Annotated in this window: 16 protein-coding genes; 13 read left to right on the top strand and 3 right to left on the bottom strand. The window is 70.9% G+C overall.

What is annotated here, in order from left to right; all coding sequences use genetic code 11:
- The first annotated feature begins 107 nt into the window (after window positions 1-107).
- From NQV15_RS17945 to hrpB, 6 genes are read left to right on the top strand one after another with little or no spacing between them, the layout of a single operon-like run.
- A complete protein-coding gene (locus NQV15_RS17945; protein ID WP_232402419.1) occupies window positions 108-1,781 on the top strand; it encodes a circularly permuted type 2 ATP-grasp protein in 1,674 nt (557 codons plus the stop codon).
- A complete protein-coding gene (locus NQV15_RS17940) occupies window positions 1,775-2,701 on the top strand; it encodes an alpha-E domain-containing protein (RefSeq protein WP_232402417.1) in 927 nt (308 codons plus the stop codon). Before NQV15_RS17945 ends, NQV15_RS17940 begins: the two co-directional genes overlap by 7 nt.
- Window positions 2,702-2,714: 13 nt before the next feature.
- The gene (locus NQV15_RS17935; protein WP_232402415.1) at window positions 2,715-3,557 is read left to right on the top strand and encodes a transglutaminase family protein; all 843 of its coding nucleotides are present in this window, start codon (window positions 2,715-2,717) and stop codon (window positions 3,555-3,557) included.
- A 10-nt stretch (window positions 3,558-3,567) separates the two neighbouring features.
- Window positions 3,568-4,191 (top strand): CG0192-related protein, encoded by a 624-nt coding sequence (locus tag NQV15_RS17930; protein WP_232402413.1) that lies wholly within the window; start codon window positions 3,568-3,570, stop codon window positions 4,189-4,191.
- Window positions 4,192-4,218: 27 nt separating this feature from the next.
- Window positions 4,219-5,289 carry an L-glyceraldehyde 3-phosphate reductase gene (gene mgrA / locus NQV15_RS17925; RefSeq protein WP_232402412.1) on the top strand — a complete coding sequence of 357 codons (1,071 nt, stop codon included), beginning with the start codon at window positions 4,219-4,221 and terminating at the stop codon, window positions 5,287-5,289.
- A gap of 2 nt (window positions 5,290-5,291) precedes the next feature.
- Window positions 5,292-7,814: an ATP-dependent helicase HrpB gene (hrpB, locus tag NQV15_RS17920; RefSeq protein WP_232402410.1), complete on the top strand. Its 2,523-nt coding sequence runs from the start codon at window positions 5,292-5,294 to the stop codon at window positions 7,812-7,814.
- Here hrpB and NQV15_RS17915 read toward each other — a convergent pair.
- A complete protein-coding gene (locus NQV15_RS17915) occupies window positions 7,787-8,359 on the bottom strand; it encodes an MOSC domain-containing protein (protein WP_306459355.1) in 573 nt (190 codons plus the stop codon). The genes hrpB and NQV15_RS17915 overlap by 28 nt on opposite strands.
- Before the next feature lie 192 nt (window positions 8,360-8,551).
- Here NQV15_RS17915 and NQV15_RS17910 point away from each other — a divergent pair, with 192 nt between their 5' ends.
- The 6 genes from NQV15_RS17910 to NQV15_RS17885 all read left to right on the top strand — a co-directional run bounded on the left by NQV15_RS17910 (window position 8,552) and on the right by NQV15_RS17885 (window position 13,193).
- Window positions 8,552-9,544 (top strand): hypothetical protein, encoded by a 993-nt coding sequence (locus NQV15_RS17910; protein WP_232402408.1) that lies wholly within the window; start codon window positions 8,552-8,554, stop codon window positions 9,542-9,544.
- Window positions 9,545-9,725: 181 nt separating this feature from the next.
- Window positions 9,726-10,016 carry a 30S ribosomal protein S6 gene (gene rpsF, locus NQV15_RS17905; protein WP_232403452.1) on the top strand — a complete coding sequence of 97 codons (291 nt, stop codon included), beginning with the start codon at window positions 9,726-9,728 and terminating at the stop codon, window positions 10,014-10,016.
- Between the two features lie 102 nt (window positions 10,017-10,118).
- Window positions 10,119-10,670 carry a single-stranded DNA-binding protein gene (locus NQV15_RS17900; protein ID WP_232402405.1) on the top strand — a complete coding sequence of 184 codons (552 nt, stop codon included), beginning with the start codon at window positions 10,119-10,121 and terminating at the stop codon, window positions 10,668-10,670.
- Window positions 10,671-10,719: 49 nt separating this feature from the next.
- The gene (gene rpsR / locus NQV15_RS17895; protein ID WP_232402403.1) at window positions 10,720-10,956 is read left to right on the top strand and encodes a 30S ribosomal protein S18; all 237 of its coding nucleotides are present in this window, start codon (window positions 10,720-10,722) and stop codon (window positions 10,954-10,956) included.
- A gap of 9 nt (window positions 10,957-10,965) precedes the next feature.
- Window positions 10,966-11,412, top strand: coding sequence for a 50S ribosomal protein L9 (gene rplI / locus NQV15_RS17890; RefSeq protein WP_232402401.1), 447 nt, complete (start codon window positions 10,966-10,968; stop codon window positions 11,410-11,412).
- A 68-nt stretch (window positions 11,413-11,480) separates the two neighbouring features.
- A complete protein-coding gene (locus NQV15_RS17885) occupies window positions 11,481-13,193 on the top strand; it encodes an ABC transporter family substrate-binding protein (RefSeq protein WP_232402399.1) in 1,713 nt (570 codons plus the stop codon).
- Here the strand turns inward: NQV15_RS17885 and NQV15_RS17880 are convergent.
- Complete coding sequence (locus tag NQV15_RS17880) at window positions 13,177-13,875, bottom strand: alpha/beta hydrolase (RefSeq protein WP_232402397.1); 699 nt, start codon at window positions 13,873-13,875, stop codon at window positions 13,177-13,179. The genes NQV15_RS17885 and NQV15_RS17880 overlap by 17 nt on opposite strands.
- 4 nt (window positions 13,876-13,879) lie before the next feature.
- A complete protein-coding gene (locus tag NQV15_RS17875) occupies window positions 13,880-15,202 on the bottom strand; it encodes an MATE family efflux transporter (RefSeq protein WP_232402395.1) in 1,323 nt (440 codons plus the stop codon).
- Between the two features lie 441 nt (window positions 15,203-15,643).
- Between NQV15_RS17875 and dnaB the strand changes: the two genes are divergently transcribed.
- Window positions 15,644-16,978, top strand: a complete 1,335-nt coding sequence (gene dnaB, locus NQV15_RS17870) for a replicative DNA helicase (RefSeq protein WP_232403451.1) — start codon at window positions 15,644-15,646, stop codon at window positions 16,976-16,978.
- Window positions 16,979-17,066: the final 88 nt, after the last annotated feature.

Here is a 17,066-nt window from a genome sequence, read left to right as displayed (position 1 = left end):
CCAGGTGACGTCCTTCGCCCTGCAAACGGAGCCTATTCGTCCCCGCGCCGCGGACGAATCGACCCGCCGAAACGTGCCGGCAGCAAATGTGTCCTACGGTGTCTCCCGTGAACACCTCAGAGCTCTTCGACGGCTATGGACCGGTCGCCGGGTTCGACGAGATGTTCGAGGGCACCGAGGTCCGTCCCGGATACCGCCAGGTGCACACGTCATTCGAGAAGATGGGTGCTGACGAAGTCCGTCTGCGCGCCGACTCGCTCGCGTCGTCGTACCTCGAGCAGGGCGTCACCTTCGGCGTCGAGGGCGAGGAGCGGCCCTTCCCCCTGGACATCGTCCCCCGGTTGATCGAGGCCCAGGACTGGGACCACGTCGAGCGCGGCGTGCGCCAGCGGGTCCTCGCGCTCGAGGCCTTCCTGGCCGATGCCTACGGACCCGGAGAGCTGTTCGCCGACCGCGTCGTGCCGCGAAACACCGTGGTCACCTCACCGCACTACCACCGGGTCGTGGCCGGGCTGGAGCCCGCGAACGGCGTGCGCGTCCACGTCGCCGGCGTCGACCTGATCCGTGACGGGCACGGCGACTTCCGCGTCCTCGAGGACAACGTCCGGGTGCCGTCCGGCGTCTCCTACGTCATGACCAACCGGCGGGCCCTGTCGGCGGCGCTGCCCGAGGTGTTCGCCGATCACCGCATCCGTCCGGTGTCCCAGTACTCGCAGCACCTGCTGTCGGCGCTGCGCAAGGCCGCACCGGCCGGTGTCAGCGACCCGACCGTCGTCGTGCTCACCCCGGGCGTCTACAACTCGGCCTACTTCGAGCACACGCTGCTGGCCCGCACCATGGGCGTCGAGCTGGTCGAGGGCCGCGACCTGGTGTGCCGCTCCGGACGCGTCATGATGCGCACGACCCAGGGCCTCGAGCCCGTGCACGTCATCTACCGCCGCATCGACGACGACTTCCTGGACCCCGTGCAGTTCCGCTCCGACTCCACCCTCGGCGTGCCCGGCATCATCAACGCGGCCCGCGCGGGTCACGTCACGATCGCCAACGCGGTCGGCAACGGCGTCGCCGACGACAAGCTGCTGTACTCCTACGTCCCCGATCTCATCCGCTACTACCTGTCCGAGGAACCGATCCTGCGCAATGTCGACACCTGGCGGCTCGGCGAGGCCGATCAGCGCGAGGAGGTGCTCGACCGGCTCGACGAGCTCGTGCTCAAGCCGGTCGACGGCTCGGGCGGCAAGGGCATCGTGATCGGCCCGGCCGCGTCGCCCGACGAGCTCGCGGAGCTGCGCGGCAAGATCCTGGCCGATCCGCGGGCCTGGATCGCGCAGCCGGTCATCTCGCTGTCGACCAACCCGACCCTCGTGGAGGACGGCATCCGTCCCCGCCACGTCGACCTGCGGCCGTTCGCGGTGCACGACGGCGACGACGTGTTCGTCCTGCCCGGCGGCCTGACCCGCGTCGCGCTCCCGGAGGGCGAGCTGATCGTCAACTCCAGCCGCGGCGGCGGTTCCAAGGACACCTGGGTGCTCGCCCGCGCGAGCGATCCCGACGACGAGGGCGACATGGCCCCCACCGCCTCACCGGTGGCCGGAGTCGCCCAGTCGGCCGGTCCCGCCTTCGACAGCCAGGGCCCCGACCTGCACGTCCAGGAGCAGGAGCAGCAGCAACAGCAGACCGTTTCGACAGGCTCCCTTTCGACAGGCTCCCTTTCGACAGGCTCCCTTTCGACAGGCTCAAGGGGCGGCCTTTCGACAGGCTCAAGGAGCGACGCATGCTGAGCCGGATTGCCGAGTCGCTGTTCTGGATCGGCCGCTACCTCGAGCGGGCCGATGACACCGCACGCATCCTGGACGTCCAGATGCAGGTGCTGGTCGAGGACCCCGGCATGGACGAGCGCACCTCGTGCGAGCAGCTGCTGTCGGTCATGGGCGTCGAGGACTACACGGGTCTGCCCAACCGCTGGATGCTGCTGGACCTGCTGGCGCACAACCCCGACTCCCCGGTGTCGATCGCCGCGGCGATCGGTGCGGCCCGCGAGAGCTCGCGGCGCGCGCGCGAGACCCTCTCGACCGACATCTGGGCCGCGATCAACACGACGTGGCGCGGTCTCAGCACCGCCCGCGCGATGCGTCCGCCGGACATGTTCAGCTGGGTCCGCAACCGGACGGCCATGATCTCGGGCATCGCCGACTCGACGATGTCGCGCGACGACGGCTGGCACTTCTACATGCTGGGCCGCAGCATCGAGCGGGTCGACATGACGGCCCGTCTGCTGTCGACCGCGGCGCTGGCCTCCGGGCCGCAGGTGGCCTGGCCGACGACGCTGCGCGCCTGCGGCGCCTACGAGAGCTTCATCCGCGCCTATCGCGGCATCGACTCCGATCGCCAGGCCGCTGAGTTCCTGCTGCTGGACCGCTGGTTCCCACGGTCGATCGTGTCGTCCCTGGCCGAGGCGGAGCGGGCGCTGAACAACCTGGAGTCTGCGGGCCAGCGATCCGGCTTCAGCGACGAGGCGCAGCGCCTGCTCGGGCGTGCGCGCACCGAGCTGGAGTACCGCCCGCTCGCCGAGATCGTGTTCGACCTGCCGGTCGAGATGGAGCGCCTGCAGCGCAGCTGTGCTGCCGCGAGCGATGCCGTCTCGGCGCGGTACTTCGCGGAGTCCGAGACCCACACCTGGCGCGGAGGGGTCGTCCTATGAACGAGGTCACCGCATGACGATGCAGCTGCGCATCAAGCACACCACGGGCTACCACTACGAGAAGGGCGCGATGGCGTCCTTCAACGAGGCCCGCATGACGCCGATGACGACCTCGGAGCAGTACGTCCTGCGCTCGCGGCTGGAGATCTCGCCGACCCCGTGGTCGTACGAGTACCGCGACTACTGGGGCACGACGGTCACCTCGTTCGAGGTCCACGACCCGCACACCGACCTGACGGTCGTGGCGACATCGATCGTCGACACCCAGGAGGTGCCGCCCAAGCAGCACGGCATCGGCTGGGACGAGCTCAGCGATGACGTCAAGGACGAGTGGTGCGAGTACCTGGAGCTGTCGGACTGGGTGGCGCCCTCCCCGGACCTGCACGAGCGGCTCGTGCCGATCCGCGCGGCGTCCGAGCGTCCCAACGACTACGCGGTCGCGGTCATGGAGCTGCTGCACTCACGGATCGCGTACGTCCCGGGCAGCACGGAGGTCACGACGTCCGCGGCCGATGCGTGGGACGCGCGCACCGGGGTCTGCCAGGACTTCGCGCACCTGAGCCTGGGCGCCCTGCGGGACGCTGGAATCCCCGCGCGGTACGTGTCGGGGTACCTGCACCCGTCCCTGGACCCCGTCGTGGGCGAGACGGTCGAGGGTGAGTCGCACGCCTGGATCGAGTGGTGGGACGGCGAGTGGGTGGGCTGGGACCCGACCAATGCGGTGGCTCCCGGGCCACGCCACGTCGTCGTCGCGAAGGGCCGTGACTATGGCGACAGCCCGCCGTTGCGGGGCATCTTCTCCACATCGGGTGGCTCGGACCTGTTCGTCGGTGTGGAGATCACTCGCCTGCGCTAGCGTCGGAACCATGGCCCTTCTTCACGCAGCGCAGATCAGCCCGAGCAAGATCGAGCTGATCCGGACCTGGGCCCCCACGCAGCCGTGGTTCGCCGGTGACGACCTGGGCCTGGAGATCATCGGGTCGTACCGGTTCGACGATCCCGACGGCGAGGTCGGCATCGAGACGTTGATCGTCCGGGCCGGCGAGGGCCCGTTCCTGCAGGTGCCGCTGACGTATCGCGGCGCGCCGCTGGCCGGTGCCGACGAGTGGCTCATCACGACGATGGAGCACTCGGCGCTGGGCCGCCGCTGGGTGTACGACGCCTCCGGAGACCCGGTCTACGCCGCCGCGCTGGCCACGACGATCCTCGGCGGTGGCACGCAGGCGCCGCTCGAGCGCGAGGAGAACGGGGTGCGGACGCCCGTGGAGCCCAGCGTCCACGTCATCGGCAGCGGCACCCAGGTCGACATGGACACGGTCGGACTGGTGGACGTCCGTGACGTGGACGCCTCGACGGTCATCGTCACCTCGGCCGCCGAGCTCGAGCTGCTGCGGATCGTCGGCGACGACTCGTGGGCACTGGGCGGCAAGACCCTGACCGGCACGTGGGCCGGACGCCCGGACCCCGTGCTGCTGGCCGTGGCGCGCTGACGACCGGGCGGGGCTAGCGTTGGTGGCATGACCGAGGAGCGCTACTACGCCGATCCCGTGCCGGACATCCACCGCCCTTACGTCGCGGCCGACGATCGCTACCAGCGCCTGGACTACCGCCGCGTCGGCACCTCCGGGCTGCTGCTCCCGCCGATCTCGCTGGGACTGTGGTGGAACTTCGGCGACAACCGCCCGTTCGACACCCAGCGCGAGGTCCTGCGGCACGCCTTCGACCACGGCATCACGCACTTCGACCTGGCCAACAACTACGGTCCCCCGCACGGCTCGGCGGAGGAGAACTTCGGTCGGATGATGCGCACCGACTTCAAGCCGTACCGCGACGAGTTGATCGTGTCGACGAAGGCCGGCTGGGACATGTGGCCCGGCCCGTACGGCAAGCTCGGCTCCCGCAAGTACCTGCTGTCGAGCCTGGACGCCTCGCTGGAGCGGATGAGCGTCGACCATGTCGACATCTTCTACTCGCACCGCGTCGACCCGGCGACGCCGCTGGAGGAGACCATCACCGCGCTGGACACCGCGGTCGGCCAGGGCAAGGCGCTGTACGCCGGCATCTCGTCGTACTCGCCGGAGCGCACCGTCGAGGCGGTCGCGATCGCACGCGACCTCGGGACGCCGCTGATCATCCACCAGCCGTCCTACTCGATGCTCAACCGCTGGGTCGAGGGCGGGCTGCTGACCACCCTCGACGAGCACGGCCTCGGGGCGATCGGCTTCTCCCCGCTGGCGCAGGGGCTGCTGACCGATCGTTACCTCGGCGACGAGCCGGTCGAGCGGGCGGTCGACCGCGGCAGCCTCGACGAGGGCGTCCTCACCGAGGACAACCTCGAGCGGCTGCGCGGCCTGGCCTCCATTGCCAAGCAGCGTGGGCAGTCGCTGGCGCAGATGGCGATCTCCTGGATCCTGCGTCCGGGGGGAGTCACCTCCGCGCTGATCGGTGCGTCCTCCACGCAGCAGCTGGACGAGAATCTCGCCGCAGCCGGCCAGACCGACTTCACCGACGAGGAGCTGGCGGCGATCGATCGTCTCGCCGGCGACACCGAGGGTGTCGACATCTGGAAGATCTCGGCCGACCTCTGATCGTGCCTCCCGACCTGATCCGGCGACTGCTGGAGAACCCTCCCGATCTACCGGTCCGGTCCGGGCTGCCCGCGCTGGAGATCGCTCTGCGCGAGCAGGGCGTCGCCGTGATGCAGGCTCCACCGGGCACCGGCAAGACGACGCTGGTGCCGCCGGCGGTGGCCGCGATGGTCGCCGGCGGCGGCCGGGTGGTGGTGACCCAGCCGCGCCGCATCGCGGCCCGTGCCGCGGCCCGGCGGCTCGCAAGCCTGCTGGGTGAGCGGGTCGGCCAGACCGTGGGCCACACCGTGCGCGGTGACCGGGCGGTCGGGCCGGACACCCGGATCGAGTTCGTGACCACCGGGGTGCTGCTGCGCCGGCTCCAGCGCGATCCGGAGCTGCCGGGCGTCGCGGCGGTCGTCCTGGACGAGGTGCACGAGCGGCAGCTCGACGCGGACCTGGCGCTGGCCTTCCTGGTCGACGTCCGCGCGACGGTGCGCGACGACCTGCTGCTGGTCGCGATGTCGGCGACCGTCGAGGCCGAGCGCACGGCCGCGACGCTGGCTGCCTCGACGACCGGTCCGGTCCCCGTCGTCGACGTGCCCGGAGCCCTGCACCCCGTCACGACGCACTGGGCCCCCCCGCCGCCGGGCGTCCTGCCGACCGACGAGCGCGGCGTGCCGCCACGCTTCCTGGACCACGTGGCCGCCACGGTCCGCCACGCCGTCTCCACCGACCCCGGTGACGTGCTGGTGTTCGTGCCGGGCGTCGGCGAGGTGGACGGGGTCATGCGCCGGCTCTCCGGGCTGGGCGACGTCGACGTGCTGGCGCTGCACGGCCGGCTCCCCGCCCAGGAGCAGGACCGGGCTCTCACCCAGGGAGCGCGTCGCCGGATCGTGGTGTCGACCGCGGTCGCCGAGTCGTCCCTGACGGTGCCGGGCGTGCGCATCGTGGTCGACGCCGGACTGTCCCGCGAGCCGCGCACCGACCAGGTTCGCGGGCTGCCCGCGCTCGTGACGGTGCGGGTGAGCCGATCCGCGGCCGAGCAGCGGGCCGGCCGCGCGGGGCGTGAGGCACCCGGCGTCGTGCACCGGTGCTGGTCGCGCGCCGATCACGCCCACCTGCCCGCGCACCCGGCGCCGGAGATCGCCGTCGCCGACCTGACCGGCTTCTGCCTCGAGCTCGCCGCGTGGGGCGATGTCGACGGTGCGAGCCTGGCCCTGCTCGACCCACCGCCGCCGCCCGCGCTCGAGACGGCCCGCCAGACCCTGGTCGGCCTCGGCGCGATCGACGCCACCGGCGCCATCACGGACCGCGGCCGCGCGATGGCCCAGGTCCCGGCCGATCCCCGGCTGGCCCGCGCCCTGCTCGACGGGGCCGAGGCCGTCGGTGCACATCGGGCGGCCGAGGTCGTCGCGCTGCTGGACGATGACGTCCGCGCGCCCGGCGGCGACCTGGTCGCGGCGCTGCGTGGCGTGCGGCGTGGCGGACCGGCGGCCCGGTCGTGGGCCGAGGCCGTCGCACGGCTGGAGTCGCTGCTGCCGACGCGCACGTCCCGGACCGGGCTGACCGACGATCTCGCGGTCGGCACCGTCGTGGCCCTGGCGCACCCCGGACGCATCGCGCGCCGACGCTCCGGTGGCGGGTCGTACCTCATGGTGTCCGGCACCGGGGCGGCCTTCCGCGCTGCCGACCCGTCGCTCGCAGGGCTGCCGTGGATCGCGATCGCCGATGCCGAGCGGCGTCCCGGCGCGCGGGACGCCACGATCCGGTCGGCGGCGCCCATCACCGAGGACATCGCGCTCGATGCGGCGTCCGGCGTGTGGCAGGAGGCCGACGAGGTCACCTGGGCCGGCGGCCGGATCGTGGCCCGCCGGGTCACCCGGCTCGGGGCGATCGAGCTGTCGGCCGTCCCGTTGGCCGATCCGCCGCCGGACGCGGTCGCGGCGGCGGTCGCCGACGGCTTGTCCCGCGAGGGCCTTGCGATGCTGCCGTGGAGCGAGGCTGCGGTCGCGCTGCGCCGCCGGATGGCCTTCCTGCACGACGCGCTCGGCGAGCCGTGGCCCGATGTCGGAGACGAGGCGCTGCTGACCCGCATCGATGCCTGGCTCGGTGCCGATCTCGCCCGCGTGCGGGGCAGCCGCGACCTGGGCCGCATCGACGTCCTGTCGGCGCTACGCCGGTTGCTGCCGTGGCCCGCGGCCGGACGCCTCGACGAGCTGGCCCCCGAGAGGGTCACGCTGCCGAACGGCAAGGGCGCCCGGGTCGAGTACGGGGCGACGGGCACCGAGCAGCCGGTGCTGTCGGTGCGGCTGCAGGACGCCTTCGGGTGGACCGCGACGCCCCGCATCGCGGACGGGCGGGTGCCGCTGCTGCTGCACCTGCTGACCCCGGCCCGCCGGCCCGCTGCGGTCACCGCCGACCTGGAGTCGTTCTGGGCCGGGCCGTACCGGCAGGTGCGCGCCGAGCTGCGCGGCCGCTATCCCAAGCACGCCTGGCCGGAGGACCCGACGCAGGCTCAGGCCACGGGCGCGCGGCGCACCTGACGGGTCAGCTCGTCCTGCGGGATCGGAGCGATGTCGGTGACGAGCGCCGGCCCGACCGACAGCTGCCCGTCGTCCAGCGGCTCGCAGCGGATGCCGGCGTGCCCGCGCAGTGCCTGGTGGGCCCCGTCGGCGTAGACGACGTTCAGCCACGCGCACGGATTGGCGGGGGTGATCGACCGGAAGCGGATCGGCCCGTGACCGGCGTCCAGGGTGAAGGTGTGCCGCACCAGCGCGTCGACGTCCAGGCCGCGGGTCACCAGGTTGCGGCGCGCGAGCACCGGGTCGAACGGGGTGTTGGTCGCCGGGAACAGGCCCTCGCCGGCGATCTGCCTCTCGAGCTGCTCGATCTTCTCCGCGGCGATCATCGTCACGGACGCGTAGGTGAACCGGGTGTTGAAGTACCGGTCGCCGACCAGTCCCTTGTGCGCCCGGACCCGGACGGTCGACGGCGTCTCGTCCCCGTCATACGGCGTCATCCCGTCGCGCGGCCGCCCGTCCATCCGCCGCACCGGCGACACGACCAGGGAAACCAGCTCAAGCTCCACCCCCCCACCCTAGTTCCGCCCCCATTTCCGCGAGTGGTGGATGTTGGGGATTCTGAGACGGCGTGTCGCCCGAGCTTGCACCACTCGGTGTCGGGAATGCACCACTCGCGGTCGTTGTGGACAGCGCCGGCGCGTCCACAGCCGGTACGACGGACGTGGCGGGTCCCGGGCGGGCGGCTCGACCGTGGTCCGATGGACCCCATTCGCCACCGCGACGCCGAGGATCGCGGATTCAGCCCGGACATCCTGCGCAGCCGATGGTTCACGCACCCGGTCGCCGGCGTCTCGCAGCTGGCCACCACCGCCGACCACCTGCCGTCGACCTGCCGAGCCATCGCAGTCATGCTCCCGGACGACGCCGTGTTCACCCACCTCACCAGCGCGGAGGTGCGTGGCTGGTGGTTGCCGATGCTCGACGAGCAGCGTCCCGTCATCGCGTGCACCTCCGGCGAGGGGGTTCATCTGGACCGGCGTGGGGTGTACGTCCGGCGCTGCGACATCCCGCCCGGTCACCGGGAGCGGTTCGACGACGTCCCGCTGGCGTCGGCGGAGTGGACGATCGTCGAGCTCGCCGAGCACCTGGCACTGCTCGATCTCGTCGCGGTGATCGACTCGGCGCTGTACCTGGGGCACACCTCGGTCAAGCGCATCCGGGCCACGATGCGACCGGGACGGCGTGGCGTCCGCGTGCTGCGCCGCGCGCTGCCGCTGGCGGACGGACGTAGCGAGTCGTGGTGGGAGACGATGCTGCGCCTGCTGCACGAGCTGTCGGGCATCCCGGTCGATCCGCAGCACGTGGTGCTCAATGCTGCCGGGGTCGAGGTGGCGCGGGTCGACCTGCGGATCCGCGGGACGAACCGGGCCGCCGAGTACGACGGCGCCGACCACCGCGACCGGATCCGGCACCAGGACGACCTGCGGCGCGAGAAGATGCTCGCCCGGTCGGGCCTGCAGCGCTATGGCTACATCGCCAGCGAGATCCTCCGGGCGCCGGAGCTGATCGTCCGGGACGCCGAGGACGCCGCAGGGCTCCCGCACCTGCCCGGACGCCTGGACGTGTGGCGGGCGGAGGCGCGGCGCGCGTCCGTGAGCCGGATCGGACAGGCGCAGCTCAGCACCCGGTTGCTGCGGTTCGTCCGGGACGAGCCACCGCGCCCCCCACGTCCGAGTGGTGCAAACCGGTGACCGAGTGGTGCAAGCTCGGACGACACGCCGTCCCAGAATCCCCAGAATCCACCACTCGCGGTCTGGGCGGCGGATTTCCCCCGGACGGCGGTGGTCCCGTAGACTTGGGCGGTTGCTGTTTGGCAACCACTCCTGCTACGGAATCCCCGTAGCCGTTTAGTCCGAAGGAGACTGAATGTCACTGCGCCCGTACGAAGTCATGATCATCCTTGATCCTGATCTCGAAGAACGTACCGTCGCCCCCAGCCTGGACACGTACCTCAACGTCGTGCGCCAGGACGGCGGCTCCGTCGACGAGGTCGACGTGTGGGGCAAGCGCCGTCTTGCCTACGAGATCAACAAGAAGAACGAGGGCATCTACGCCGTCGTCCAGCTCAAGGCCGAGCCCGCCACGGTCAAGGAGCTCGATCGCCAGCTGACGCTCAACGAGTCCGTTGTGCGTACGAAGGTCACACGTCCCGACGTGAAGTAGGCCTGAAGCACTGTTCCTCGCAATGTGGACGAGCGCCTGCGCTCCCGACATCTGTGCGGAACACTCGAGCCAGACACCCACACACCTGAAAGGCTGCGCCCCATGGCAGGCGAAACGATCATCACCGTCATCGGCAACCTCACCGACGACCCGGAGCTGAAGTTCACTCCTTCGGGCGCCGCAGTCGCCAACTTCACCGTCGCCTCGACGCCTCGAACCTTCGATCGTCAGACGAACGAGTGGAAGGACGGCGAGGCTCTGTTCATCCGCTGCGCCGCGTGGCGCCAGCTGGCCGAGAACGTCGCGGAGTCGTTGCAGAAGGGTCAGCAGGTCATCGTCCAGGGCCCGCTGAGCATCCGTAACTTCGAGCGACAGGACGGCTCGCGGGGCACCAGCGTCGAGATGACCGTCAACGAGATCGGTCCCTCGCTGCGCTTCGCCACGGCCAAGGTCACCCGCGCCAACCGCTCCGGCGGTGGCGGCGGCGGTGGCTTCGGTGGCGGCGGCAACAACTCAGGTGGCGGCTTCGGCGGAGGAAACTCCGGCGGAGGCGCCCAGGCACCGGCCAACGACCCCTGGTCGTCGCAGCCGGCCCAGGGTGGATCCGGCTCATGGGGCGGAAACTCCGGCGCGTCCGAAGAGCCCCCCTTCTAAATACTCACGTCACTGACCGTCAGGTCAGGATTTTCACCACAGGAGCAACATGGCAAAGCCAGTCGTCCGGAAGCCGAAGAAGAAGAGCAACCCGCTCACCGCGGCCAAGGTCACCGAAATCAACTACAAGGACACCGCGCTGCTGCGCAAGTTCATCTCCGACCGCGGCAAGATCCGCGCGCGTCGCGTCACGGGTGTCTCCGTCCAGGAGCAGCGTCTGATCGCCAAGGCCATCAAGAACGCCCGCGAGATGGCCCTGCTGCCGTACACGACCACCGGCCGTTAAGGGGAACTGATGAAGCTCATTCTCACGCACGAGGTCACGAACCTCGGAGCCCCCGGCGACATCGTCGAGGTCAAGGACGGCTACGGCCGTAACTTCCTGCTGCCGCGCAACTTCGCCATCCGGTGGAGCAAGGGCGCTGCCAAGCAGGTCGAGTCCATCCAGGCCGCGCGCGATGCGCACGCCGTCCACGACCTCGAGGAAGCCAAGAGCATCAAGGGCAACCTCGAGTCGGCTCCCATCAACGTCCCGGTTCGCGCCGGTGCGGGTGGACGCCTGTTCGGCGCCGTCACCGTCTCCGACATCGCCGAGGCCCTCGGCGAGGCCGGTGCCAAGGTCGACAAGCGTCGTATCGAGGTCGGTAACCCGATCAAGTCGCTCGGAGCCCACACGGTCTCCGTCCGCGTTCACCCCGAGGTGAGCGCGCAGGTCAAGATCAACGTGGTCGCCGCGAAGTAGTCCCCTCGACGGGCCGACACCTCCACCAGTGGTGGGTGTCGGCCCGTTGCCGGTGGCACCCCCCCATCATGCGTTCCCCCGTCGCTGCGGTCGCGTCCGTCCTGCTGGCCGGGAGCCTCGTGCTCTCCGGATGCTCCTCGTCGTCCAGCAAGGACGAGCCGAGTTCCAAGACCAGCCAGACCCCCACGAGCAGCACGTCGGCGAAGACCCCCGCCGAGACCGCGCTGCCCAGCACCGCCTGGCGCACCGCCGAGCCCGCCGATGTCGCCCAGGGCGGCACGCTGCGACTGGCCGCGGCGACGCTGCCCAAGAACTTCAATCCGCTGCAGTCCGATGCCGCCGACTCCGACGCAGCCAGGATCCTCGCACCGACGACGGGCAGCGCCGTGCGCATCACCGCCGACGGCGGCTGGGAGGTCGACCCCGACTACGCGAAGTCCGTCGAGGTCACCGACAAGAATCCGCTGACCGTCAAGGTCGAGCTCAACCCCAAGGCCGTCTGGCAGGGCGGCACCGCGATCACCGCCCAGGACATGATCGCGTTCTGGAAGGCTCAGAACGGCTCGAACGACGACTTCCAGGTCATCTCCACGGCCGGCTACGACAACATCTCGGCCATCACCGTGGGCAAGGACAAGTTCACGTACGCCGTGACGTTCAAGGAGCCCACGGCCGAGTGGCAGCAGTACGTGTACCCGCGCCTGGCCGCCAATGTCTCGGCCTCCCCCAAGCTGTTCAACAAGGCGTTCCGGTCGCGCGCGATCTCTTCCAACGGTCCCTTCGTCGTGACCTCGATCGACCGCGCGAAGGGTCTGATCACCCAGGAGCCGAATCCGCGCTGGTGGGGCGACCCGCCCAAGCTGGACAAGATCACCTGGAACATCGCGGACCCGTCGGTGCAGGCCGAGGCCTACGTCAATGACGAGCTCGACGCGGTCGACCTGCAGGCGTCCACGTACGACACGGCCAAGGGCACCGGGACGATCCAGCGGGCAGCGGGCGTCGACTGGTCGCAGGTGACGCTCAACGGGGGTCGCGGGCCGCTCGCGGACGTCAACGTGCGCCGCGCCGTGGCCCGGGCCATCGACCGTGGCCCCATCGCCACGATGGCGGCCACGCCGCTGGGCGCCCCGGCGGAGCCACTGGGCAGTCTGCTCCTGGTCCCGGGCCAGCAGGGCTATCGCAACGCCGCGCGGCAGATCAGCCACGATCCGGCCGCGGCGCGCGCGTTGCTGGCCGACGCCGGCTACACCGCCGGAGCGGACGGGAAGGTCACCAAGGACGGCAAGCCGCTGGAGCTGACGATGCCCGTCCCCGACGGCACCCCGGCCAATGCTGCCCGGGCGGACGCGATCGCCAAGGACCTCGCGGAGATCGGCATCACGGTGACCCAGCGTCCCGTGCCCGCGGCGACCTTCTTCGACGACGTCGTCATCCCGCTCGACTTCGACCTGGTGACGTTCATGCGCCGCGCCTCGCCGTTCCCCGTCGCGGCCGCCGAGCCGTTCTACTTCCCCCTGGACTCGCCGCAGAACTACACCGGCATCGGCCCGGCGCGGTTCGGCACCGGCTTCGCCACCGTCCTGGGCACGCTGGACGAGAACCTGCTCCTGCGGCGCATCTCCAAGCTGGACGAGTGGCTGATGGCCGAGGCGCCCGTGGTCCCGCTCGCGGTCACACCCACGGTCGTCGGCGTGCGCGGCGGCCTGGTCAACTACGGCGCAGCCCAGTTCGAGCAGCCCGACTGGGCCTCGGTGGGCTTCGTCACGAAGAAGAAGTAGCCGCCGCGGCGATGACCTGCGCGGTCGCGGTCGCGCCGGCGAGCGCGCGGGGCGTGGCGGCCGGGACGTAGGCATCGCGCCGCTCGTCGTACGTCGACCCGACGACATCGCCGTGGTCGCCGTCCAGCTCGTGCAGGGACGTCGCCCAGCCGGCGGCCCGCAGGCGGAGCTCCAGCCCGCAGACCATGTCCGGCGGCGTGACGGTGTCGCTGTCGCCGTAGACGATGTCGATGTGGCACCGACCCGCCCCGTCGGGCAGGGACGCTGGCAGCGGCCGCCCGGACAGCGCGTTGACGGCCCGGGGCCCGTCGGCGGGGGCGATCAGCACCAGGGCCCCCACGCCGAGCCCCAGTCCCTCGGTGTCCAGCGCCAGCCCGGTCGCGGCCACCGCGCCCAGCGACCACCCGGCGACCGTGATGGTGTCCGGGTCCTGGTCGCGCTCGACCGCCAGCTCGCGCGCCCGGCCCAGTGATCCCAGCAGGTCGCCGCGCCCGCCGTCGGGGCGGTCCGCGTCCCAGTCGGCCGTCACGACGGTCAGTCCGTGCCCGGCGATGCGCTCGCTCAGCGTCGCCAGGACGCCGCGGGCGTCGGCGCCGCGGCCGTGCCACAGCAGGACCACTGGTCCGGTCTCGCCACGGACGTCCAGCAGACGTCCGGGTGCGTACTCCTCGGTGCGGGTCATGGCCTCAGTCTGCTGGACCGCCGGCTCCCAGCACCAGCCACGCGTCGCTGCGCGCCCGCAGGACCAGGGTCACCAGCCGTGCGGCGATGAACCCGCCGTACGCGACCCACAGCCAGGTGAATCCCGCGTCGGCCCACCCGACCACCAGCACCAGCGGGGCGTAGACCGCGAGCGTGAACAGGCCCGCGATCGCGAGGTACACCCCGTCGCCCGCCCCGATCAGCACCCCGTCGAGCACGAAGACCACGCCTGACAGGGGCTGGATCGCGGCGACCACCAGCAGTGCCGGCACGAGGGCGTCCCGCACGGCCGGGTCACCGGTGAACAGGTGCGGGATCCACGGAGCCAGGCCGGCCAGCAGGGCTGCGGCGAGCAGTCCGGTGCCGAGCCCCCACGCCATCATCCGCCGCGTCAGGGCCCGGGTGCCCGGTGCGTCCCCGGCCCCCAGGGCGCGTCCGGTGAGGGTCTGCCCGGCGATCGCGACGGCGTCCAGCCCGAAGGCCAGGAGGGTCACCAGCGTCGCCGCGACCTGGTGCGCCGCGAGCTGGACGTCGCCCAGGCCGGCCGCGACCAGCGCCGCCAGGACCACGGTGGTCCGCAGCGTCAGGGTGCGGACGATGAGCGGGACGCCCTGGCGCGCGGCAGCCAGGATCTGCCCGATCCGGGGACGGATCGCCGCGTGGGCGGGTCGGGCGCGCCGGACGACCACCCAGGTCAACCAGCCCGCGGCGAGCCACTGGGCCAGGACCGTGCCGGCGGCCGCTCCCCGGACGCCGCCGCCCAGCCCGTAGACGAACAGGAGGTTGAGCACGACGTTGACGATGTTGGCCACGATCGTCGCGATCAACGGGGTCCTGAGGTCCAGCACGCCGCGCAGGGCGCCCGTCGCCGCCAGGATCAGCAGCATTGCTGGAACTGCCAGCGCCGACACGACCAGGTAGTCCTGCGCGAGATCGGCGACCCGCGGCGAGCTGGACAGCGCCCGGGACAACGGCCCGCTGGTCGCCGCGACGAGCAGGCCGAGGCCGACACCGAGGCCCGCTGCGAGCCACAGCGAGCTGATCGCCAGGCCATACGCTCCCCGTTCGTCGCCGGCGCCGTGCTGCCGTGCCACGCTGGCGGTGCTGCCGTAGGCCAGGAAGACGCACAGCCCGACGACCGTGCCCAGCACGACCGACGCGGCCGCCAGCGCACCCAGCTCGGGGGTGCCCAGGTGGCCGATGATCGCGGTGTCGGCCAGCAGCATCAGCGGCTCGGTGACGAGTGCGAAGAAGGCCGGCACGGCGACGGCCAGGATCTGCCGGTCGGCGTGGTTGCGCAGCCTCATGCCGGCCTTCCTGGACGTGACGGATGGGTGCTGTGGGGTTCGTGTGACGGGGTTTGTCGACAAGTCTATGAACAGGGGACGGTGGACGAAGGTCCCGCCCCAACTATTTTGGCTCCACATCCCCCGCAGGGTGTTTCTGCAGGTCAGAGCAGGTGCGTGAGATTAAAATCATTGCTTGTCCACAACTTCATCCACCGGCTGTGCACATGGCTTACGGCGTTTTCCACAGGTTGGGCCGGGTTGCGCACAGGGGGTGTGCGGTGCGGTCTTTGACAGCGGTCCGCAGGGGCCTACTGTGACGGGTCGGTGTTTGTGTCTGCACCGAATCCTAGGGTGCACAGTGACGACGAAAGGGGCTCATCGGTGAGCGTTGCGGACCTCTACGAGGCCGGTCCGGGACCGGCGGAGGATCCGACGTCGGGACGCGTTCCACCCCAGGACATGGCCGCCGAGCAGAGCGTCCTGGGCGCGATGCTGCTCAGCAAGAACGCGATCGACCCGGCCGCCGACATCTTGCAGGGTCGTGACTTCTACCGGCCCGCCCACGAGATCATCTTCGACATCATCGTCGACCTGGCCAACCGCGGTGAGCCCGCCGACGCGATCACGGTCGCCGCCGAGCTGCACCGCCGCGGCGAGATCGGCCGCGTCGGCGGCGCGCCCTATCTGCACGATCTCGTGCAGTCGGTGCCGATCGCCTCCAACGTCGACTTCTACGCCCACATCGTGCGCGAGAAGGCGGTCCTGCGCCGCCTCGTCGAGGTGGGTCATCGCATCTCCCAGATGGGCCAGTCCGGCCAGGGCGAGGTCGCCGAGATCGTCGACCGCGCGCAGGCCGAGGTGCTCGACGTCGACGGCACGAGCCAGGCCGAGGACTACCGGATGGTCTCGGACCTCATGCCGCTCACGATCGACGAGATCGAGGAGATCCAGGGCCGCGACGGCAGCATGTCCGGCGTGCCCTCGGGCTTTCCTGATCTCGACAAGTTCACCACCGGCTTCAAGTCCGGCCAGATGATCGTCGTCGCCGCGCGACCCGGTGTCGGCAAGTCCACGCTCGGCCTGGACTTCGTGCGGTCGGCGGCCATCCGCCACCAGATCCCCTGCGCGATCTTCTCCTTGGAGATGACCGGCGCCGAGATCGCCATGCGCATGCTCTCGGCCGAGGCACGGGTCAGCATCGGCCACATGCGCGGTGGTGGCATGAGCCAGCGCGACTGGGACGCCATCACCAAGGCCATGCCACGGGTCAACTCCGCGCCGATCATCATCGACGACAGCCCCAACATGACGATGCCCGAGATCCGCTCGAAGGCCCGTCGCATCAAGAAGCAGCACGGCCTGGGCTTCATCGTGATCGACTACCTGCAGCTCATGACATCGGGCAAGCGGGTCGAGAACCGCCAGGTGGAGGTCTCGGAGTTCTCGCGCAACATCAAGCTCCTCGCCAAGGAGCTGGAGTGCCCCGTCGTGGCGATCAGCCAGCTGAACCGTGGCTCGGAGCAGCGCACCGACAAGACCCCGCAGATCTCCGACCTGCGTGAGTCCGGCTCGATCGAGCAGGACGCCGACATCGTGCTGCTGCTCAACCGCCCGGACGCCCAGGGCGCCGGCGAGTCCGATCGTCCCGGCGAGGCCGACATCATCATCGCCAAGAACCGCTCCGGACCGACCAACAAGATCGCCGTCAGCTTCCAGGGCCACTACTCGCGCTTCACCCCGATGGCCCGCGACGCCGAGCCCCCGTCGGTCGCCGCCGGCGAGTTCTTCGGCTGAGGTGATGTAGGCCACTCACCGCCGCCCCTTCGCCATCGATGGTGTAGAAAGGTCGTCGCATATCGCATCCGCTGTTGGGGGACGGCAC

The organism is Aeromicrobium wangtongii (assembly GCF_024584515.1).
GTDB classification, from domain to species: domain Bacteria; phylum Actinomycetota; class Actinomycetes; order Propionibacteriales; family Nocardioidaceae; genus Aeromicrobium; species Aeromicrobium wangtongii.
The sequence above is the reverse complement of the archived record's forward strand: the minus strand, read 5'-3'. Positions and strand labels throughout refer to the sequence as shown.

Coding starts and splice junctions, on each gene's coding strand:
- NQV15_RS17930 (WP_232402413.1), top strand. CDS start 3,568: ATGGCCCTTCTTCACGCAGCGCAGATCAGCCCGAGCAAGATCGAGCTG.
- NQV15_RS17935 (WP_232402415.1), top strand. CDS start 2,715: ATGACGATGCAGCTGCGCATCAAGCACACCACGGGCTACCACTACGAG.
- NQV15_RS17875 (WP_232402395.1), bottom strand. CDS start 15,202: ATGAGGCTGCGCAACCACGCCGACCGGCAGATCCTGGCCGTCGCCGTG.
- rplI (WP_232402401.1), top strand. CDS start 10,966: ATGAAGCTCATTCTCACGCACGAGGTCACGAACCTCGGAGCCCCCGGC.
- NQV15_RS17885 (WP_232402399.1), top strand. CDS start 11,481: ATGCGTTCCCCCGTCGCTGCGGTCGCGTCCGTCCTGCTGGCCGGGAGC.
- rpsR (WP_232402403.1), top strand. CDS start 10,720: ATGGCAAAGCCAGTCGTCCGGAAGCCGAAGAAGAAGAGCAACCCGCTC.
- NQV15_RS17940 (WP_232402417.1), top strand. CDS start 1,775: ATGCTGAGCCGGATTGCCGAGTCGCTGTTCTGGATCGGCCGCTACCTC.
- NQV15_RS17880 (WP_232402397.1), bottom strand. CDS start 13,875: ATGACCCGCACCGAGGAGTACGCACCCGGACGTCTGCTGGACGTCCGT.
- NQV15_RS17900 (WP_232402405.1), top strand. CDS start 10,119: ATGGCAGGCGAAACGATCATCACCGTCATCGGCAACCTCACCGACGAC.
- dnaB (WP_232403451.1), top strand. CDS start 15,644: ATGGCCGCCGAGCAGAGCGTCCTGGGCGCGATGCTGCTCAGCAAGAAC.
- NQV15_RS17910 (WP_232402408.1), top strand. CDS start 8,552: ATGGACCCCATTCGCCACCGCGACGCCGAGGATCGCGGATTCAGCCCG.
- mgrA (WP_232402412.1), top strand. CDS start 4,219: ATGACCGAGGAGCGCTACTACGCCGATCCCGTGCCGGACATCCACCGC.